This window comes from Sphingobacterium sp. ML3W, from assembly GCF_029542085.1.
GTDB lineage: Bacteria > Bacteroidota > Bacteroidia > Sphingobacteriales > Sphingobacteriaceae > Sphingobacterium.
On the sequence record NZ_CP107036.1, the window covers coordinates 3,019,055 to 3,036,567 of the forward strand.

Consider the following 17,513-nt stretch of genomic DNA (forward strand, 5'->3'; position numbering starts at 1 on the left):
GCCATCAATTTTTAGTGCCTTTCAATAATAAATCAAATAGTTCTTTCCAATTATGCGTCACCGGCCGCTCCAGCACTGGATGCGGAATCGCCTGCAGGAAAGTCTCGTCTTTCTCAATCAATCGCCGCATCTGCACGGCAAGTTGCTCCGGCCGATCGGGATCAAAAAAGGCAGTTTTGGAACTCCCTGCTGCTGTTTCGTGTGCATAAGGAAAATCAGCTAGTAACATCGCTTTACCGAAGTCGGCAAACTCCGTAATGGGTAAACCCCAAGTTTCGACCTTTGAGGGAAACAGGAGACAATCACTTTGCTGATAATAAGCAAATAATGCATGCCGGGGCTGAAATCCAATAAAGACTAAGCTTTGTAATGATCCCCACCGCTCATGGATCCACTTGGCATAGCTATTTTCATTACCACGTAAGGTGATATATACAGTAAAATTGAGCAGACCGTATTTTTTCTCAAGGATTTCAACCGAACGACAGATGCTCTCAAAGTTTTTATGGCTGTCAGAGGCCGCGGGATAGATAAAGGTATATTTTCCTGCTTCTCGTTCTGGTATGGTATTGCAATCCTCAACAGGTTGTAATTTATTGGGCAAAGCAAGGATTATATCTTTTGGAGAGAGCGCAAACATATGCTTAAACTCATTTTTCAGCCATTGCTGCTGTACGATAACTGCACTATTCTTTTTTATACCAACGCGGTAAATCCACCTACTGAATAAGGCAAATAGTACAATTTTAGGTGCCCGAAAACACTCCGCCAGCGTCCAGCGATAGAAAGGGAATGGATTATGACAATAAACCGCTTGTCTTTTTGCATATACAGCAGGCGTCGTATCGTGCAAAGAAAACCAAAGATCAATAACACCTATTTGCCTAGAAATTTTCTTGAGGGACACATATTCATACCAAAGGCGATTGATCCATCTTTTCTTCGGCCATTGTGTCTCGATATAGTCAATATGTGGGTAATCTGCCAATTCACGTTTATAGACTATAGCAATGATGCGATAAGCGCCGCCTTCGGCCAGCGCAGAAAGATAGGCCAGACAATTGCGAAGAATCGTCAATGTCCCACCCTTATTTAGATTTACAGCAGATATAACAATTGTTTTCATGCTTGTTGTACTTCTTTAAATAAATTCAACCATTGTTTCATCACTTTTTCCTTCGAAAAGCGACGGGACATCTGTTTCGCCTCACATCCCATGATAAGTCGTCGTGTGTCATCTCCCATTAATAGCTTTAATTTTGCCGCAAAGTCTTGTTTATCCCCTTCGGCGATTAAAAATCCATTTCTGCCGGCCTCGATAATATCTTTCGGCCCACATTTACAAGCATAGGAGACCATCGGCAGACCACATGACTGTCCTTCTGCCAGTGCCATGCTCCATCCTTCATAGCGCGAAGTCACTGCAATGATGGAACTCTTAAGGTATTCTTTTTGAATATCCTTAACAGGCTCACACAAGCTAATCTGCTTATTTAAGCCCAAGCGATCTATCCATCCCTGTAGGAAACTGTGCTGTTCACCTTTTCCAAAAATTTTCAGTTTCCAATCCGGGAAATCAGAGACTACTAAAGCCCAAATTTGAATGAGGTCTTCAAATTTCTTTTGATGGTCAAACCGCCCCACAGCGATTACTGTCTTTTCGTCCAGTGCCGAACGCTCTTCGGGTTGAAAGGTATTCGCATTTGGAATTACAGTAATATGATCCAGATTGCCCCAATAACCGCGGTCTTCTTGCGTCAGAACAATAAAACGTTTGTATTTTTTTACGTATTTTAAATCCAGGTTACTACGATATCGGTTAACCATTCCCCAGATTCCTTTCTTGCCGTATTGCAATCTTTTAAAACGGGAAAAATGAACCTCCAATAATTTGTAACTGCCATCTTTTATTTTCCAAAGAAAACCAACTTCGTGATCGAACATAGAGATCGTAATGTTTACTTTGAGAGCTATTAAGGCTTGTGTGAGTCGACTATAGTGCAACCGTTGCTTACTAGGATAGCTGTATAACTTTTGAAACAAGCCTTCTCCATTACTATCCTCATAATTAATCCCAAGGTCAATGCATTGAATAGCCGGATCTAATTCAAAATAATGTCCGCGCTGTTTTTGATCTGTTGTGATAATGGTAATTTCATATCCATTTCTCGCTAGATAGTTGGCTTTGTTGGCCAGTACCCGTTCCATTCCCCCAGCCTTGTATAAGCTGGAAATGCAATAGGCTATTTTTATTTTTTTATCTAAAGATTTCATATTCAATTTCTATTTAGAGGTGGGTATTACTTTCTCGTGTGAAAAATATGTATGGTATAAATAAGGGCTTCCCATTACTAAAAAAGGGGCATAGACGAGAAATATATCTGTAGAAACCTTAAACCAATTGACGAGCAGTAACAGAAAAAATAGTAAAAACAGTTGCCTATAGCAGGTGAATTTTTGAGCCAACGCAATGGATAAGTAAACAAAAAATAGTGTAAAGGTGCTGAGCCCCAATAGCCCACTATAGAAGATAAACCGGCAATAACCAATGTCAGTACGTACTGCAAACCAATCCGAAAAGGTAGCTTTTCCGATAAGCCAGGTTCGAATATCATTGGCTTCGGGCCAAATCCACATCGTACCGTTTAAGCGGTCTGTCGAATCTGTCCGCCATTCGCCCTCCTCTACCCAATTAAAGAATCCCTCGAATCCAAAACGCAGCAATTCTCTAACTGCGGGATTTGTCTGATAAAAGTAAGCTCCCACGAGAAAAACAAGCATAAAGGTGATCAATATCGTAGCCCATAGTTTGATATGGACATAGTTGATATTGGGGCCAAAACGGCCCATCGTTAAAATAAGGTATCCGATTCCACCCACCATCCCCAATAAGGTAGTCCTAGACATCATATTACCAATTCCGGCAATCAACAGAAAAGATAAGATATAAAACGTTACCAGTCCTTGGTTATGCCGTATCTGATCATCTTTAGACAGCAGTACCGCAATCATTATTAAAACAGCTGAAAAGCGTACACCCGCCACATCCAGAGCAGCGCCTATCCCGTAGATACGTTCCACTTCATTTAAAAACTCGGTAATACCATTGCTGAAGTAACGGTCCACGAATACTTTCACGGCAGGTACAAAATCAATAAGTAAGGCTAGTGCACACTGAAGTAAACAAACCACTATAAGATAATTGACCAATAAGCGTACAGACAGTTTGCCATGTACCTGAGCGATGGCCGTACAGGCCACATAGGAGGCCGATAGCCAAATCCACATTGATATGAAATAGGTCGCATATGAATAGTCCTGTGAATTATTTATATCTACTGAATATACCCCGATCAACGAGAAAACGGTAGCGATAGCTGACGCAATCAAAATCTCCTTAGAAAATGAAGCTTTCCCCATTTTAATGAGATGATAGCCCATAATGGGGATACCTAACACGGCCAACATTATCTTTGTATTCACCCCCATTAGAAAGGTAAATTCAAAAGGAAAGAAAAAACAACTGGTCAATACCACTGTGAGAATAATCTGCACTGTTTTCATGTAATTTTATTTAAAGATGACACCGTATATAAATCTGATGACCAAGTGATAGTAAAGTTTGAGTATCCAATACTGCCTATTAACCGCAGCATATTGAATAAATTTTATCCTTTTATTAAACAGGGGATTTTGCTTGATATAAGCGTTTGCATCGGGGTACCAATCAGACCAACGCTGGTAGGATTGTATATCATTTGATATCAATAGGGGCAATTTGACATTAAGTTTAAAAAACTGAATATCTTCATCTAAGGCTTTCCCGTAGCGCGATTTCAAAAACTGAATCGTTTGAGTGACATTATGAAGCAGCTGATCCAAATGCCTAGGAGTCATATTTTGTGTATAAGCCTCCGGATTGAGTTGGACATAGTGATATAAAGCCGACGGAAGATAGGTGACCTTATTGGCATGCGAAATCAATCTGATCATCGTCATATCCTCGCCCATACCGTACCCGTCTGGAAACCAATGATCAACACGCTCATATAGCGTACGTTTTACAAGTTTATTCCAGACATTGAAACGAATCCGTCCGCCAAGCATCAACTTGACAAGTTGAAATCCCGTTACCTGGCCATATGCCGGTGGGGCCTGGCTCATATAGCGCTCATTGTTTTTAAAAGAAAGATACCAATCGCACCAAACTACATCTGAATCAGTACTCACAGCCGTATTGTAGAGTTGTGAAAGCGCATCCTTCTCAATCCAGTCATCGCTATCGCAATGAAATATAAACTCGCCTTTAGCGACCATTAACCCCGAATTTCTTGCCGAAGGAAGTCCTTTGTTTGTTTCGTGTCTTAAGATCGATGTCGCTGCTGCCCGATCAGGAAATTCAGCAATCACCTTTTCTAAAATCGCGACACTATTGTCGGGACTGCAGTCATCTACAAAAATATATTCTACCCCTTCCATGTCCTGCATGAAAAGCTGACGGGCATTGCGTTCGATAAAACGCTCGACCTTAAAAATAGGCACGATAACGGAAATAGCTGGTCTCATAAAGAATGCTTTATTTTAATCTTAATCGCTTCAACTGCATTAACATATCTTCCTGAACCATCTCCTTTACCAAGGCAGCTAAATCTGTTTTTGGTTTCCAGCCTAGGTTTTCTTGAGCTTTTGAAGGATCTCCAACTAATAGCTCTACTTCCGTAGGGCGATAGTATTGTGGGTCTACCCGCACCACAACATCACCAACATTGATGATGCTATTGGAATCAATCTTCGATTTTACCCGGCCAATTTCATTAACTCCACTACCTTCGAAGGCGAGTTCAATGCCCAATTCGGCAAAAGCCAATTGTACAAAACGCCTTACAGAAGTTGTTGTTCCGGTGGCAATGACATAATCTTCGGCCTTATCCTGTTGTAACATAAGCCACATAGCCTCGACATAATCTTTAGCATGCCCCCAGTCACGTTTAGCATTAAGATTTCCAAGATATAAGCAGTCCTGCACTCCCATCGCAATTGCACTCACAGCCATAGTAATCTTGCGGGTTACAAAGGTTTCACCTCGACGTGGCGACTCATGGTTAAATAAAATACCATTGCAAGCATAGATACCATAGGCTTCACGATAGTTTTTGGTAATCCAAAAACCATAGATTTTAGCAACACCGTATGGCGACCGTGGATAAAAGGGTGTAGTTTCTTTTTGAGGTACTTCCTGTACTTGGCCATAGAGTTCCGATGTGGAGGCCTGATAAACACGAGTTTTATGCTCCAAACGTAAGATACGAACTGCTTCCAGAATCCTCAGCGTACCAATACCGTCCACATTGGCTACATATTCGGGTGAATCAAAAGAAACTTTGACATGAGACATAGCGCCCAGGTTGTAGATCTCGTCGGGACAAACTTCCTGAATGATACGAATTATATTGGTTGAATCAGTCAGATCACCGTAATGCAGCTTAAAGTTGACATGCGCTTCGTGCGGATCTGCATATAAATGATCTATCCGCTGTGTATTGAACGAAGAAGACCTACGTTTGATACCATGGACCATATATCCTTTTTCAAGTAGTAATTCAGCAAGGTAGGAACCATCCTGCCCTGTAATTCCTGTTATTAATGCAGTTTTCATTTTTTTTATATTTTATTTTTCAACCTTTATGAAGAGGTTATGATGTGTTTAAATTTTGCTTTCCAGTAGTTGTAAGTATCTTTCCCCATTAGCTCACGCATTTTTCCTTTGCATTGCAATAGGCTATAGGCGAAATAATTCTTGACCCGTATTCTGGATCCGACAACCGCTGCGATACGCTCCGTCTCCATCTTTGCATCCATGATTTGTACATCGTCAGTATGCAAGTGAGCTAAAGCTGTCAATACGCATTGATCATGTTTATGATGGGCTAACTCATTGTTTCCGTAGGCTCTCTCATCTGGATCAGGATCGACAATAAGATCAGGCTGTTCCAGCATGATTTTCAACCAGTCTCGCACAAAGTGATTATCCTTGCCCCGGCAAAATAATAGCCCTCCCCAGATCTTATTGTACTTTTCGCCATAGGCTTTATCCTCCAGCATTTGCTGAAAATAGTCGAGTGTCGCCTGCTTGGTCCAGTACTTTATTTTGGTTGATGTCTGGCCGAATACTTCCCATTCTGGCATCTCATCCTGATATTCAAAACATAGTGTATTGCACTCTTCAAGTGCAGCAAAGTATGTTTGCCAGTCCTCTGAAGAATATAGGGAGCAGCCCGCATCTGCATAGACTACGATACTGTTATCTCCATATTTCCGGAGAGTCTCCCAGATTATAGCTGGTTTCCAGACCCAATAGCCAGCTCCCCGGTTATGTGCCATCAACGGCGAATGCGTGATGTAACTGGGTAGGTCGTCTGGTGTGAAAAGTAAAACAGCATCAAATATGCCCAGACGATTAGCTTGGCGCCCTATCCTTTTTAGGGAATAAGCCATTTCACTATTGGCGTAGGAAATAAATATCTTTTTCATGTATCTACCTTAGAAAATTGTATAATTTATAGTAAAAAACAGGGAATAAAGCTCGCGTATAGCCTGCAAGCCACACCGGTACAAAGCGGTAGGGAAAACAACGCCGCTGGAACAAAAGGCTATTATGCAAATTGAAACCCAAAGGCGATCTTAGATAGCGAAAACGTTGCTTGAGGGGAAGTTCTCTAAATATTGTATCGTCTCCTTTGACGTGATCATTTTCGCATATCCCGAGATAGGTACGTAGAATAAATACTGGAAAACCATGTTTATAAGCACGATATGAATAATCGTGATCGCCTCCACTGTGTTGATAGCCATCGCAGAATATACCTTCTTTTAGCACGACGTCTTGAGATACACAGGTGATATTACCATGAGCTGCCTGACAGTTTTGGAATTCACCGTTAGGTAATACAAATTGGTCCTTTAGGGTCCATTTATTGATATAATTAAAGCCGCCGTAGCTGAGTGCTGTTTTTTCTTTATTGTAGGTAGACCCTACATAAATACCACCTTTGCCGAATTTTTGCTTGGAATAATCATCTGCGGCTTTAAGTTCCTGCCAAATATTAGGCAAAACAATACTGTCATTATTCAGCCAGAGGTAAGCATCAAAACCGCCTTTTGCAATTGCAGCACGCCAAGAATGATTCATTCCTCCATTCCAGAATAATTGCCCATTGCCTGCCAAAATTTGTATGTTGGCGTCTGGAAATGTAGCTAGCAATCGTTCTCTAGTGCCATCTGTACTACCGTCATCTGTAAGAAAAATGGAAAAAGAAATATCCAGCCCCTCAAGCGATGCGTCAAACAGACTCTGCAAACAGGAAATCGTCTTTTCTATACGATTAAAAACCGTCATCAATACTGCTATATGTTTCATAATATTTTTTATTTTAATCTTCCTTTTAAAAAGTATCGGGCAAGTATTTTCACTCTTTTCAATAGGGGCAACCGATCATATTCATCCAGCTTCAAATAGAAAAACTCAAAATAAAACTGGGGGTCATAGTACAGCGAATTACGGTAATATTCCCACCATAGGTCCATATTAGGACAATAGGTATTCCATGGCTTCGGACCATTGTAATGCACAATGCCTATCTGCAATACAGCCGCAAGTTCAGCCGGAGAATACAATGATTGTCGCTGTTGTTTCGATGCTAATTCGAAAATTTCAATTGTACCGCAGAAAACAGGTGGCAGTCGCTTGATTTTACCCTTACAGACAATATTGATAATATCCATATCCTGATAACGATATTTGGATCGCTCCACCTCTTTCTTGAACTGCATTACAATATTGTCTTTACGAAGTAGCGACAGATTCAAAATGAGATTTCCAGATAGTATGTATTCCTGCCAATTTAATTGCAGTTTAGACAGATAAGCACGCTCTTGTTTTTGCAACCCTCCCGTGAAGCTAACGCCCCCCACATAGTAGTTGCTCATATCTGTTGAATTGAACAGCTCGGATAGATCTTCGCGAAAGATCACATCTACATCGTGGTACATCACCTTGTCATATTCGCTAATCACATCTGGAATCATCAAACGATAGTAAGCCGCAACAGTGATGTTTCGTATTTCAAAAGCATCTGAAAATACTGTTCCTACATTTCTGTAGTTTATCTTAAAATTGACGTATCGCTCATTCAACCTTTCCAAATATCCTGTTGATGGATAGCTGCAACTTGAAGCATGTAAGATGAAAATATCATAAAATGTATCCGGTCTGGCATGCTCCAGCAAAGAAGTGATACATACCCCGGCGGGTAATATGAGGCGATCGTCAAAACAAAACACTATAGGTATAATATTCATTTCTTTCCTCCTTTGACACGATAAAGTGCTTTTTTTAGATTAATCCAACAGATCACAGGAAACCATATCTCCTTGGACGCGCAAAATCCAAGTATTCTATAATGCAGAGGGAATTTTATGTGCCACACCAAAGTATTAGTTTCGGGATGTATCTCTCGCCAACGTTTGAAATCTGCTATGTCGCTTGACAGCAATAATCTTCGCTTGCCATTGGCAAGAAAATCATTCAGATCTCTTTTACTGATCGAGCTGATTTTCTGATCTTTGATAAACCGGACAATATCATCATTGTTAGCTATTTCCTCATATACCCTTTCCATACGGATATCTCTCGTCATTGCCGTAGGGTTGGATTGAACATAATGATAAAAGCTGTTTGGTTCACGTGCGATCTTACGGCTATAAAATAGTACCTTAAATAGAAAATTTCGGTCCTCGCCCATATTGCAGCCGGGCAAGAATCCTAACTGGTTACCAGTAATAACTGCTCTTAAAAAGAGTTTATTCCATAACATTCCCTGCATTTCTCCTCGAATTAAAGCTTTCATATAATTGTGCTTGTTTTCAGATATGCGCTGCTCATCTAAGTATTGTTTGTCTTTAAAATCCATAAAAAATGGACTCCACACGATATCCGCTTTTGTTTCGACCGCTCTTCCATACAGGTCAAAAAACATATTTTCATCTACCCAGTCATCCGCATCAACCCAACCGACATACAATCCGGTTGCATGTAATAGCCCACTATTTCTTGCGCAGGCAACGCCCAAGGTCTTTTTATGTTGAATGATCTTCACAGCGATATGGTGATTAGAAAATTTACGAATTGTTTCTTCCAGCACCTTCAAACTGCGGTCCGTAGAACAGTCGTTCACAAAAATGAGTTCCAATCCATGTAGGTTTTGCTTCAACAGACTCGCAGCACAACCTTCAAGATGCTCCACGGCATTAAAAAATGGAATAATAACAGAAACCTTGACTTGCATAATTAATTACTTTTAATAAAAGACCATTTTTTAATACTTTCTTTCACAAACTGCTTCTCAATCTGCTCCATGCCCAATAGGTAAAGAAATACAAGCATAAACAGCACGCTCACAACTGATACTGTCAACAGTCGTAACCAGCCCGGAGACATAAATTGATGCACCAAGAAAACACAGGGCAGAAAGGGGATCACAACTACCAAAATCCTCCCTATTATATTATTCAAGTACCTTTTATAGCTCATTTGTATAGCTGGCGCCACAATCCATACACGTATCAATTGTGCAAGTACAGCAAGAGCTAAATGAACCACAAAGACGATTTCCGGCGGATAACCCCATCTCAAAAACAAATACGAGACTGGTAAGATCATCAACAGGGCAATACTTTCCCAAAACTGGAATTTTTTAATCCTTCCAGTAGCATGGATCGCTGTTACCAATGGATTGCTTAGGGTGGAAATTAAGCCTGTCAACAGGGTCAACCGAATAAATGTAATTGTCTGAACAGGAACCGGCCCCAACCATAAATTGAGTACAAATGATGCTTCCAAGTAGAGTGGGACAGAAATAGCCATTAGGAGTAAAAATGAAATTTTCGAGCTACTGCAGATCAGTTTATGCATATAGTTTAGATCTGAGATAACATAGCTTTTGGTAATTTGCGGATTCAAAGAGGTCTGAAAATTACCAGCAAATCCATTAATTGCATTCTGTACCTGAAAGGCAATCGCGCGAGCAGCATTGACGGCCGGACCAAAGTAAAGGTTTAGCAAAACATTTAATCCATGTGTTACCCCCAAAACAGCGAGGTTTCCGCTGACTGTCCAACCAGCAAACACAGACATTTCCCTGAATAACTGCCGATCCCAAACAAGCTTCAGCACATGTGCTTCTTTGAAATTGCGATAACTAACATAACCGTATAGAAAAATAATGACTAAAGATGCTGCACAACTAAAAACCCCATATAGGTATAATTTGTCTGCGCTAAATAATCCTAGTAAAAAGACTACCCCTAAACGAAGTAAAACATCCACAAGAGATATGGTTGCCAAGATTCCCATCCGTTCTTTGGCGATTATTAATGCTCCGAAAGGGACACTAATAATACCAAAAAGAGAAGACAGCACTGAAAGATGATACACCCAGAGTGCAGCAGTCATCCGGTCTGGGGCAATAACCAGTTTATTGCATACAAACCAAAGCCCAATAGTTTCGCTCAATAATAGGATAAGTCCACCTAATAGTAAATGGATGGAGAGACTCACATGAAATGTCTTGACCAATCGTGCAAAATCGCCTGTTCCGATCTCATAAGTCAAAAATCGTTGCGTCACTCCGGCTAAAGATGTGTTCAAGAAAGTAAGCATTATTACGATCCCTGCGACGACATTGTAAATACCAAAATCTGCCACACCGAGTACTTGCAATACGATACGGGATGTATACAAACTGATCATTAATGTAAACAGCATCCTGATGTAAAGGAACATGCTATTTTTTGCTATACGGCTACTTCTTTCCATTCTAACTCAAAAAATTTTGTTTAACCATGATACCCGCTGCTCGTATCTTAATACCCAAAATGCCAGGCTTATCGTTACCAATACTGTAAAGAGAAATCCAACCCATTGCGGCAATTGAAAACTATAGAAAACCGACTGATAGGTAAAGAAGACGAGCATATGCGTAAAATAAATCACTGTGCTTGCTTTACGGATTTTTTTACCATAGGCTTGGCTCAGCCAAGGGAAAGACAATACGAACAACTGAAACACGGCATAGGCGCCCACTAGAATACACAACTCTGATAAAAGCGGGATCTCGAAAAAACCAAGGGCCACGGCCCCTATACTGGTAATAAGAATATTGGTCTTCGACCAGTACCGTCTCGAAAGACCTAAATACAACCCTAGAACCACAAAAGTCAACGCCGTAAAAACACGTACCGAACCAAATGAATTATGCCATATTTTTAACCACATATATCCTTCGGCTTCGACTGCTTTAACAATGATGTCCCACGAGCATGCAACGAAATAACTACCAAACGCATAGACCAGAATAAACTGGGGCGAGATCTGCTTTTTTAAGAAGATCAATAGTACCATAAGTGTGTAAATCAATGCCATCAGATACCATAAGGGCCATGAATAATAATTCTCCCCACGTAGGAATATATTTCTAAAAAACAAGGCAAAAGCTAACAATGGATCAGTATGCTGCTGATAAAACCCATAGATTGTCAAAGGCAAATACAAGATTGTCCAGATGACATATAATTTTGTTATCCTAAAAAGGTAATCGCTGAGGATCGTATAACACTGTCTGTAATCGACAGGAACAGTTATCTTTCGGGAAAGCAGGTATCCTGAGGCCACAAAGAAAAATGGAACTGCTAAGGCAATAAAAAAATTATAAAGGGCTAAGCTAATTCCAGAAATTTTACCGGCCAATGGCTGCGTATGAATCGCTACAACCACTATCGACATGATAAATTTACCGATATCCAATCCTCCCGTAGTATTCACCTGATTTGCGTTTCCCATGATCCTTCTATATTGCATTAAATTCGGTCTCTAACATACGCTGTAGGCCTTGCTCAAGTGTGAACGGAGGTGTGAATGTCGATTTCGTGACTTTGGATGCATCGTATATAGTCACTGCACAGAATTTCTTGACACGGACAGAACTAATGCTTAATTTCTTGCGGGTTAATACCGCCAAAAGATCAAAACCATAGCCACCCAACATGCCTAGCCAGTATGGTATATGGGTCGTGGGAATAGGCTTATTCAAGAGTGCTCCCGTCAATGAAACAAGGTCATTGGTGTTGAAGTCAGGTTTATCGACATAGTTATAGACATTATAGCCCTCCTGCTGTTTAAGGGTCAAAAAAGCTAAAAATGCCACCACGTTACCAACATAGGCCATCGACTTGCGATTGTTGCCTTTACCGATCATCATAAACCTTCCACTGGCTATCTGCCGGAACAGATTATATACATTTCCACGATTGCCTTCGCCAAAGATCACCGATGGTCGTACAATGTTAATATTCCAGTCGGTATGAGTTTTATACCAATCTTCGAGTACCATTTCAGCCTGCCATTTACTGATGCCATAGTGATTAAAAGGTTCGGCTGCGGAAGATTCATTGGGATTATTTTTATCCAAACCATAGATTGCGACCGAGCTGATAAATAAGATGCGGGTAATTCCATTTGCTTCCATCGCGGCAAGTGTATTTTTCATACCCTCCACGTTCACATCATAATACAGGGATATCGGGCTTACATCATCACGATGTTCTGCTGCCAATAAAATGACAATATCACTGCCGTACAGCTGTTCAGTTAGCAGCTCTTGGTCCAATACATTTCCAATTAAACTAATTGTGGGATACGATGTACTGCCTACCTTATCGATATTCAGTACCTTATTCATCCCCAGTTTATGAAAGTGGGTAATCAGATGGGTTCCTACAAATCCAGAACCTCCTATTAATGTTATTTTCATGACATTAAATCAATTAGATTTTAAAATATTTGATATTTGTGTACTGCGGGTCAGCTTTTCTTTCGAAATTTTTCTTTTATCAGTTTCCTTTGTCTTTTCCATTAAGCGGTATCCTTTGAGAAAAAGTATCCAGATCAGGAGATCTGCCAAGACCACTAGGTTATTACTGATCAGCTGTACCATGATTATATTGAATACACAGTAAAATAATGTGAGCAATAAGATTGAAACCATCGTTGTTCGGTGGCTCATCCCCATCTCCAATAGATAGTGATGTAAGTGACTACGATCAGGTTTAAAGAGTGGTTTCCCTCTTCTCCAACGTATGCAGATAACTCGAGCTACGTCAAACAGGGGTACGATCAAGATTGAAAAAGCCACGACGATTGCACTTTCTGAAAGAGGTTTGATATAGGTATTGTTCATTGCGAAACTTATAGCTAGAAATGCAATAGAATAGCCTAAAGTCATGCTACCAGTATCACCCATAAATATTTGTCGCCGGCGACGGGTCACCCCATAGACATTAATAAAGAAAAACGGGGCGAGCACTCCTACTGCGATAAATGCAAACAGAGCGTGTATCCATGCACCATAATAGCTAAACAAAATCCCCAGTACAATACAACCGACACCAACCACACCGGAACAGAGCCCATCCAATCCGTCGATCAAATTAATCGCGTTGATAATTAGTACAACCATAAAAACAGTAAAGGGAATACCAATCCAAGGTGAAAGCTCCGAAATAAATGCAACACCATACAAATCATTGATCCATAGCCCTGATAAGGGAAAAAAGCAGGCGACCACAATCTGGACAAGAAACTTCCACTTGTAATTTATGCCAATCAAGTCATCACCTATTCCCACAATAAAAAGAATGAATAGACCACAGAGCAGCAGCATGAAACTTGGTAATATCGCCCATGATTCTAGGCCAAGATCCATATTGATAACCTTGATCATAATGACCAAAGACATGACTAATACACAGCATTGAATGGGTGCAAAAGCTACTCCTCCGAGACGAGGAACAATCCCATGGTGCTGCTTCCTTGCATCAACCGGATCAAACAAACGCTTTTTATAGGTTACAAGAATTATGAAAGGAATAAAAATCCTACTCAGCAGCATTGCTATTAGTCCAGCAATAAGAATCAAAACCAACTTCATTTCCATCATCAATATTTTTAATAGTAAGTATATAAGTAGATCCACCGATCAAACTGCTCTAACGTCCAATGCTGTCAATAAGCTTTTTGCCTAAACCTATAAATGGTTTTTCGACGGTTACAAATGAGATTTTAGCAACTAGATAGCTTGATAAAACAACAAGCAAAAAATAAAAGGCAAGAGAAAACACACCGTAACTTCTCCAGCTTAAGGGCAAGAAATCAAGTCCGAACGCGAAAAGAAAATGAAAAAGATACATCGAAAAAGAAACTCTCCCTATTTCTCCCAACAACCTTATGTTCAACCCTTTATTCTTCCTAAATAGCTCTATGAGAAATACAAACGATAGACTAGAAATTACTGGAATCCATGAAAATAAATAGCCAATCTTCAGGTACCACAGCAGAAGGCAAGCTATTGTGAGAAAGCAGCACCCAAACAGATCCAAATACCAGCTATACTTCGCTTCACCTAGTTTTAAATAAAAGAAATATGCTATTCCAATAAAAAAACAGGGTAATTGATTTGCGATATTGAAATACAAGAATGTATTATTTGCCAGATATAAACCATTCCAGGAAAACAATTGGACAAGACCCTGTGCAACAATAATACCCATCGCTACAAAAAGAAAGATCTTGCTATATGAGTTGATAAAACGGCTTGTAAACTTAAATATCATTGGAAACAGCAAATAGAAAGTCATCTCAGTTGCTATAGACCATCCTCCCGGCACGATCGTATTATTGGCTGAAGGCAAAAATCCATGTAGAAATAAAAAATTAGCCAACAAATTTAAGGCTGTGTAATTCCTGATATCAAAGAATGCTAGATTATAAACGCCCAAATAAGAAATAAAAAAATACAGCAGAATTCCCAGCCAATAGATTGGAGTAATTCGAAATACGCGACGAATCGCATAATTCCGTAAAGGCCTTTTTTCATGGCTTCTATTTTTAGTAGAAAGACAAAGTGTATAAGCTGAGGCTACGAAAAACAACTGTACTCCCATCTGACAATATTTTGCGAACACGTCTGTCACCCGATCAAGGTTTTGAATCCCAACCATCGTATGAACTAGCACAACCATCAGAATGGCGATCCCCCTAATACTGTCTATGTATTGATATTTTACTGCTGACTGATCTTTATTGACTTCTCCCGACTGGTAGGAATAATTCCCCACAATCTCAGAGCCATCCATTAATGTTGTTTTCATGGCGCTAAATCATTATAAATTCTTTGTTATTTATGTATTCAGAGATAGTTTCTTTTTGAGAGACTTCAGTGTAACTGGAATATCTCACACATTTCAATAAGTCGAATCCCTGAGAAAGAAAGCAGAGCAGGAACTCTACCAATACATACACTTACTTATTAAGGGCAGTGTATAAGATTCATTAGAGCTTTAAGAAATGTGCAGCCTTTACGCAAAAAGGCTACACATGCTCATGAATAAGAGAATTGAACACGTTTTATTTTGCTATGGTAATTACCGCGCGGCTTAAACGGGGATCATCATAGTACATATTATCAACACCTCCCTCATAAGACACCTCTAATTGGCCAGGGTTAACATCAAATTCATGTACTAGAACATTATAAATTGCTTTCGCTCGCTCGCTGCTGATTCGGTTGTTGAATACTGCTGTACCCGTACCCTTGTCAGCATAGCCTGTTACTTTATAGACAACATTTTTGTTTCCAGCCTTGATCACTTTGGCAAAGAAACCGAGGTTTACTCGTGCTTCGTTGCTCACGATACTTTGGTTAATCGGAAATGTAACCAATATCGGTGCTGCTAATATTTTCTCTTCAACTTTAATCTCGGTAATAGTTTTTCCCTGGGATGCCAACAACTGTGCTTTCAATGCCTCATTGTCTTCCGACAGCTTGCGTACTTTTTCACGCAGGCTGTTTAACAGCTCATCACTGTAGCTGATAACCACGCTGCTCGGTTTTTCCCAATCTCGTTTTTTGAACTTATAAGTCAGTCCTAGCAATGCAGACAAATTTCCATCTTGACGGCGATTTCCAGTTTCACCATCAAACCGGTCATTCACCATTGCACCTCGCACGTCAAGGGTTAGATCAAGCGCATCACTTAAGCGAAAGCTGTTGTAGATACCAATATTCGCACTCACTTCTTTTGCTGCAGGAGCCTCGTTCGTTACCATCCAACCCAAACCCACATAGGGACTAATGGAATAAAAACGGTCATTCTTGTATCCGCTGAAGATATTGGACAAATTGAATAAAACATCACCATGAATATGGAAATAATTGAATTCTTGGTTGTATAGCCAATAACCATCCCAGGGTTTACCAGTATACTTTTCACCAGTAGAGTGACTTCCATTTTGAGTGGCCCCTTTTATCTTATATCCATTAACACCAGCACGTACCCCAATCCCGGGACTGAACCATTTACCCAGATTGAATTCAAAATTGGGCGTCAGACGTTCAGAAAGCTTCATCTGTTTGTTGTGATCACCAAAGTAAATCTGGGCGCCCGCACCGACATTGATAAACCAGTTGTCCCAGAAACGGTTGGTTTGTACCTGATACCTGTCATTGGATACTGTGACAACGGTATCTGGCCTGAAGTCAACTTGCTGCGCCTGTGACATCTTCGCCCCCGTTACAGCTAAAATTATTGCGAATGTTTTTTTAAAAACCATTTTGGTTAAAATTATTGTTTAAGTAATATTTGCTATGTTATTGTTATATTTCCTCAGCGTCTATTGTTAGAATCTAGTGATCGCGTTAAGCAAGACACCCAACTAATTCCCAGCGGCCTTTTTGATTGTCTCTTGATTTGTGTGCAGTGTTATTTTTACTCATTGTATATTGTTTTATTATATGTTGAATTATTTCTACTTAACCTCTTCTATATATTCGTATCTACAGGTAATTTAGAATCCTTACCATTTTTGATCTTAATAAGTTAAAAGTGACTTGATGACCTGACAGCCGGTGTCAAATTCTATTGTGGTCCAAAGGTGAGAACTCGCCTTAAAATTTCTGGAATATTGTGTAAAAACATGACTGCCAATTTGTAAAACAAAGGATAAATCAATGTTAAAGCTTCAATTAGCACATGTTTTGTCTTTTTTTACAGAAAAAAATTTCATTCGAACTTTATCGAAAATCTCATCCGCCGAGCGATGTATACAGCTTAAATTTGGGCATCCTGTTGTCTTTCTATTTTGTTCGGGATTTAATCTAACCGCGCACACAGACCACTTCTCAAATATTGCGCAATAATATTTCGAAGAATGTGATAACATACGGTCATTCAACTTCAATAAGGTTATTCAACATCAAGGCATCTAGTTTCAGAAATTCCTAAAACCAGGGCGTTCAACTATGAATAAACGAGCAACAAGATTTTAATTATTAACAACTTAATTGGAAGAAATACGATAGCTTATCATGGAATTTGCTATAATTGGGTTAAAATAAGACATA

15 protein-coding genes are annotated in these 17,513 nt (G+C 39.9%); all 15 read right to left on the bottom strand.

The genetic code is table 11. The features are described from left to right. Positions 1-4: 4 nt before the first annotated feature. Positions 5-1,126: a glycosyltransferase family 1 protein gene (locus tag OGI71_RS12825; protein WP_223577754.1), complete on the bottom strand. Its 1,122-nt coding sequence runs from the start codon at positions 1,124-1,126 to the stop codon at positions 5-7. Then, on the bottom strand, positions 1,123-2,274 hold the full coding sequence (locus OGI71_RS12830) for a glycosyltransferase family 4 protein (RefSeq protein ID WP_282255867.1): 1,152 nt from the start codon (positions 2,272-2,274) through the stop codon (positions 1,123-1,125). The genes OGI71_RS12825 and OGI71_RS12830 overlap by 4 nt, the downstream gene beginning before the upstream one ends. Before the next feature lie 9 nt (positions 2,275-2,283). Further along, positions 2,284-3,564: a hypothetical protein gene (locus OGI71_RS12835; protein WP_282255868.1), complete on the bottom strand. Its 1,281-nt coding sequence runs from the start codon at positions 3,562-3,564 to the stop codon at positions 2,284-2,286. Between the two features lie 6 nt (positions 3,565-3,570). Beyond that, entirely contained in the window at positions 3,571-4,566 is a 996-nt protein-coding gene (locus tag OGI71_RS12840) for a glycosyltransferase family 2 protein (protein WP_282255869.1), read from the bottom strand. A gap of 10 nt (positions 4,567-4,576) precedes the next feature. Beyond that, complete coding sequence (gene gmd / locus OGI71_RS12845) at positions 4,577-5,656, bottom strand: GDP-mannose 4,6-dehydratase (protein WP_223577746.1); 1,080 nt, start codon at positions 5,654-5,656, stop codon at positions 4,577-4,579. Positions 5,657-5,682: 26 nt separating this feature from the next. After that, positions 5,683-6,531, bottom strand: a complete 849-nt coding sequence (locus OGI71_RS12850; RefSeq protein WP_282255871.1) for a hypothetical protein — start codon at positions 6,529-6,531, stop codon at positions 5,683-5,685. 4 nt (positions 6,532-6,535) lie between these two features. After that, positions 6,536-7,417, bottom strand: a complete 882-nt coding sequence (locus OGI71_RS12855; RefSeq protein ID WP_223577742.1) for a glycosyltransferase — start codon at positions 7,415-7,417, stop codon at positions 6,536-6,538. 8 nt (positions 7,418-7,425) lie between these two features. Further along, positions 7,426-8,358, bottom strand: a complete 933-nt coding sequence (locus OGI71_RS12860; RefSeq protein ID WP_282255872.1) for a glycosyltransferase family 8 protein — start codon at positions 8,356-8,358, stop codon at positions 7,426-7,428. Continuing rightward, positions 8,355-9,344 carry a glycosyltransferase gene (locus OGI71_RS12865; protein ID WP_282255873.1) on the bottom strand — a complete coding sequence of 330 codons (990 nt, stop codon included), beginning with the start codon at positions 9,342-9,344 and terminating at the stop codon, positions 8,355-8,357. Before OGI71_RS12865 ends, OGI71_RS12860 begins: the two co-directional genes overlap by 4 nt. A 2-nt stretch (positions 9,345-9,346) precedes the next feature. Beyond that, positions 9,347-10,873, bottom strand: a complete 1,527-nt coding sequence (locus tag OGI71_RS12870; RefSeq protein ID WP_282255874.1) for a lipopolysaccharide biosynthesis protein — start codon at positions 10,871-10,873, stop codon at positions 9,347-9,349. A 6-nt stretch (positions 10,874-10,879) separates the two neighbouring features. Further along, complete coding sequence (locus OGI71_RS12875; protein WP_282255875.1) at positions 10,880-11,896, bottom strand: acyltransferase family protein; 1,017 nt, start codon at positions 11,894-11,896, stop codon at positions 10,880-10,882. A 7-nt stretch (positions 11,897-11,903) separates the two neighbouring features. Continuing rightward, a complete protein-coding gene (locus OGI71_RS12880) occupies positions 11,904-12,866 on the bottom strand; it encodes an NAD-dependent epimerase/dehydratase family protein (protein ID WP_282255877.1) in 963 nt (320 codons plus the stop codon). Positions 12,867-12,875: 9 nt separating this feature from the next. Continuing rightward, on the bottom strand, positions 12,876-14,042 hold the full coding sequence (locus OGI71_RS12885) for an MraY family glycosyltransferase (RefSeq protein ID WP_282255879.1): 1,167 nt from the start codon (positions 14,040-14,042) through the stop codon (positions 12,876-12,878). Positions 14,043-14,100: 58 nt separating this feature from the next. After that, complete coding sequence (locus tag OGI71_RS12890) at positions 14,101-15,261, bottom strand: acyltransferase (RefSeq protein WP_282255881.1); 1,161 nt, start codon at positions 15,259-15,261, stop codon at positions 14,101-14,103. A 256-nt stretch (positions 15,262-15,517) separates the two neighbouring features. After that, positions 15,518-16,723, bottom strand: coding sequence for an OmpA family protein (locus OGI71_RS12895; RefSeq protein ID WP_282255883.1), 1,206 nt, complete (start codon positions 16,721-16,723; stop codon positions 15,518-15,520). Positions 16,724-17,513 lie beyond the last annotated feature (790 nt).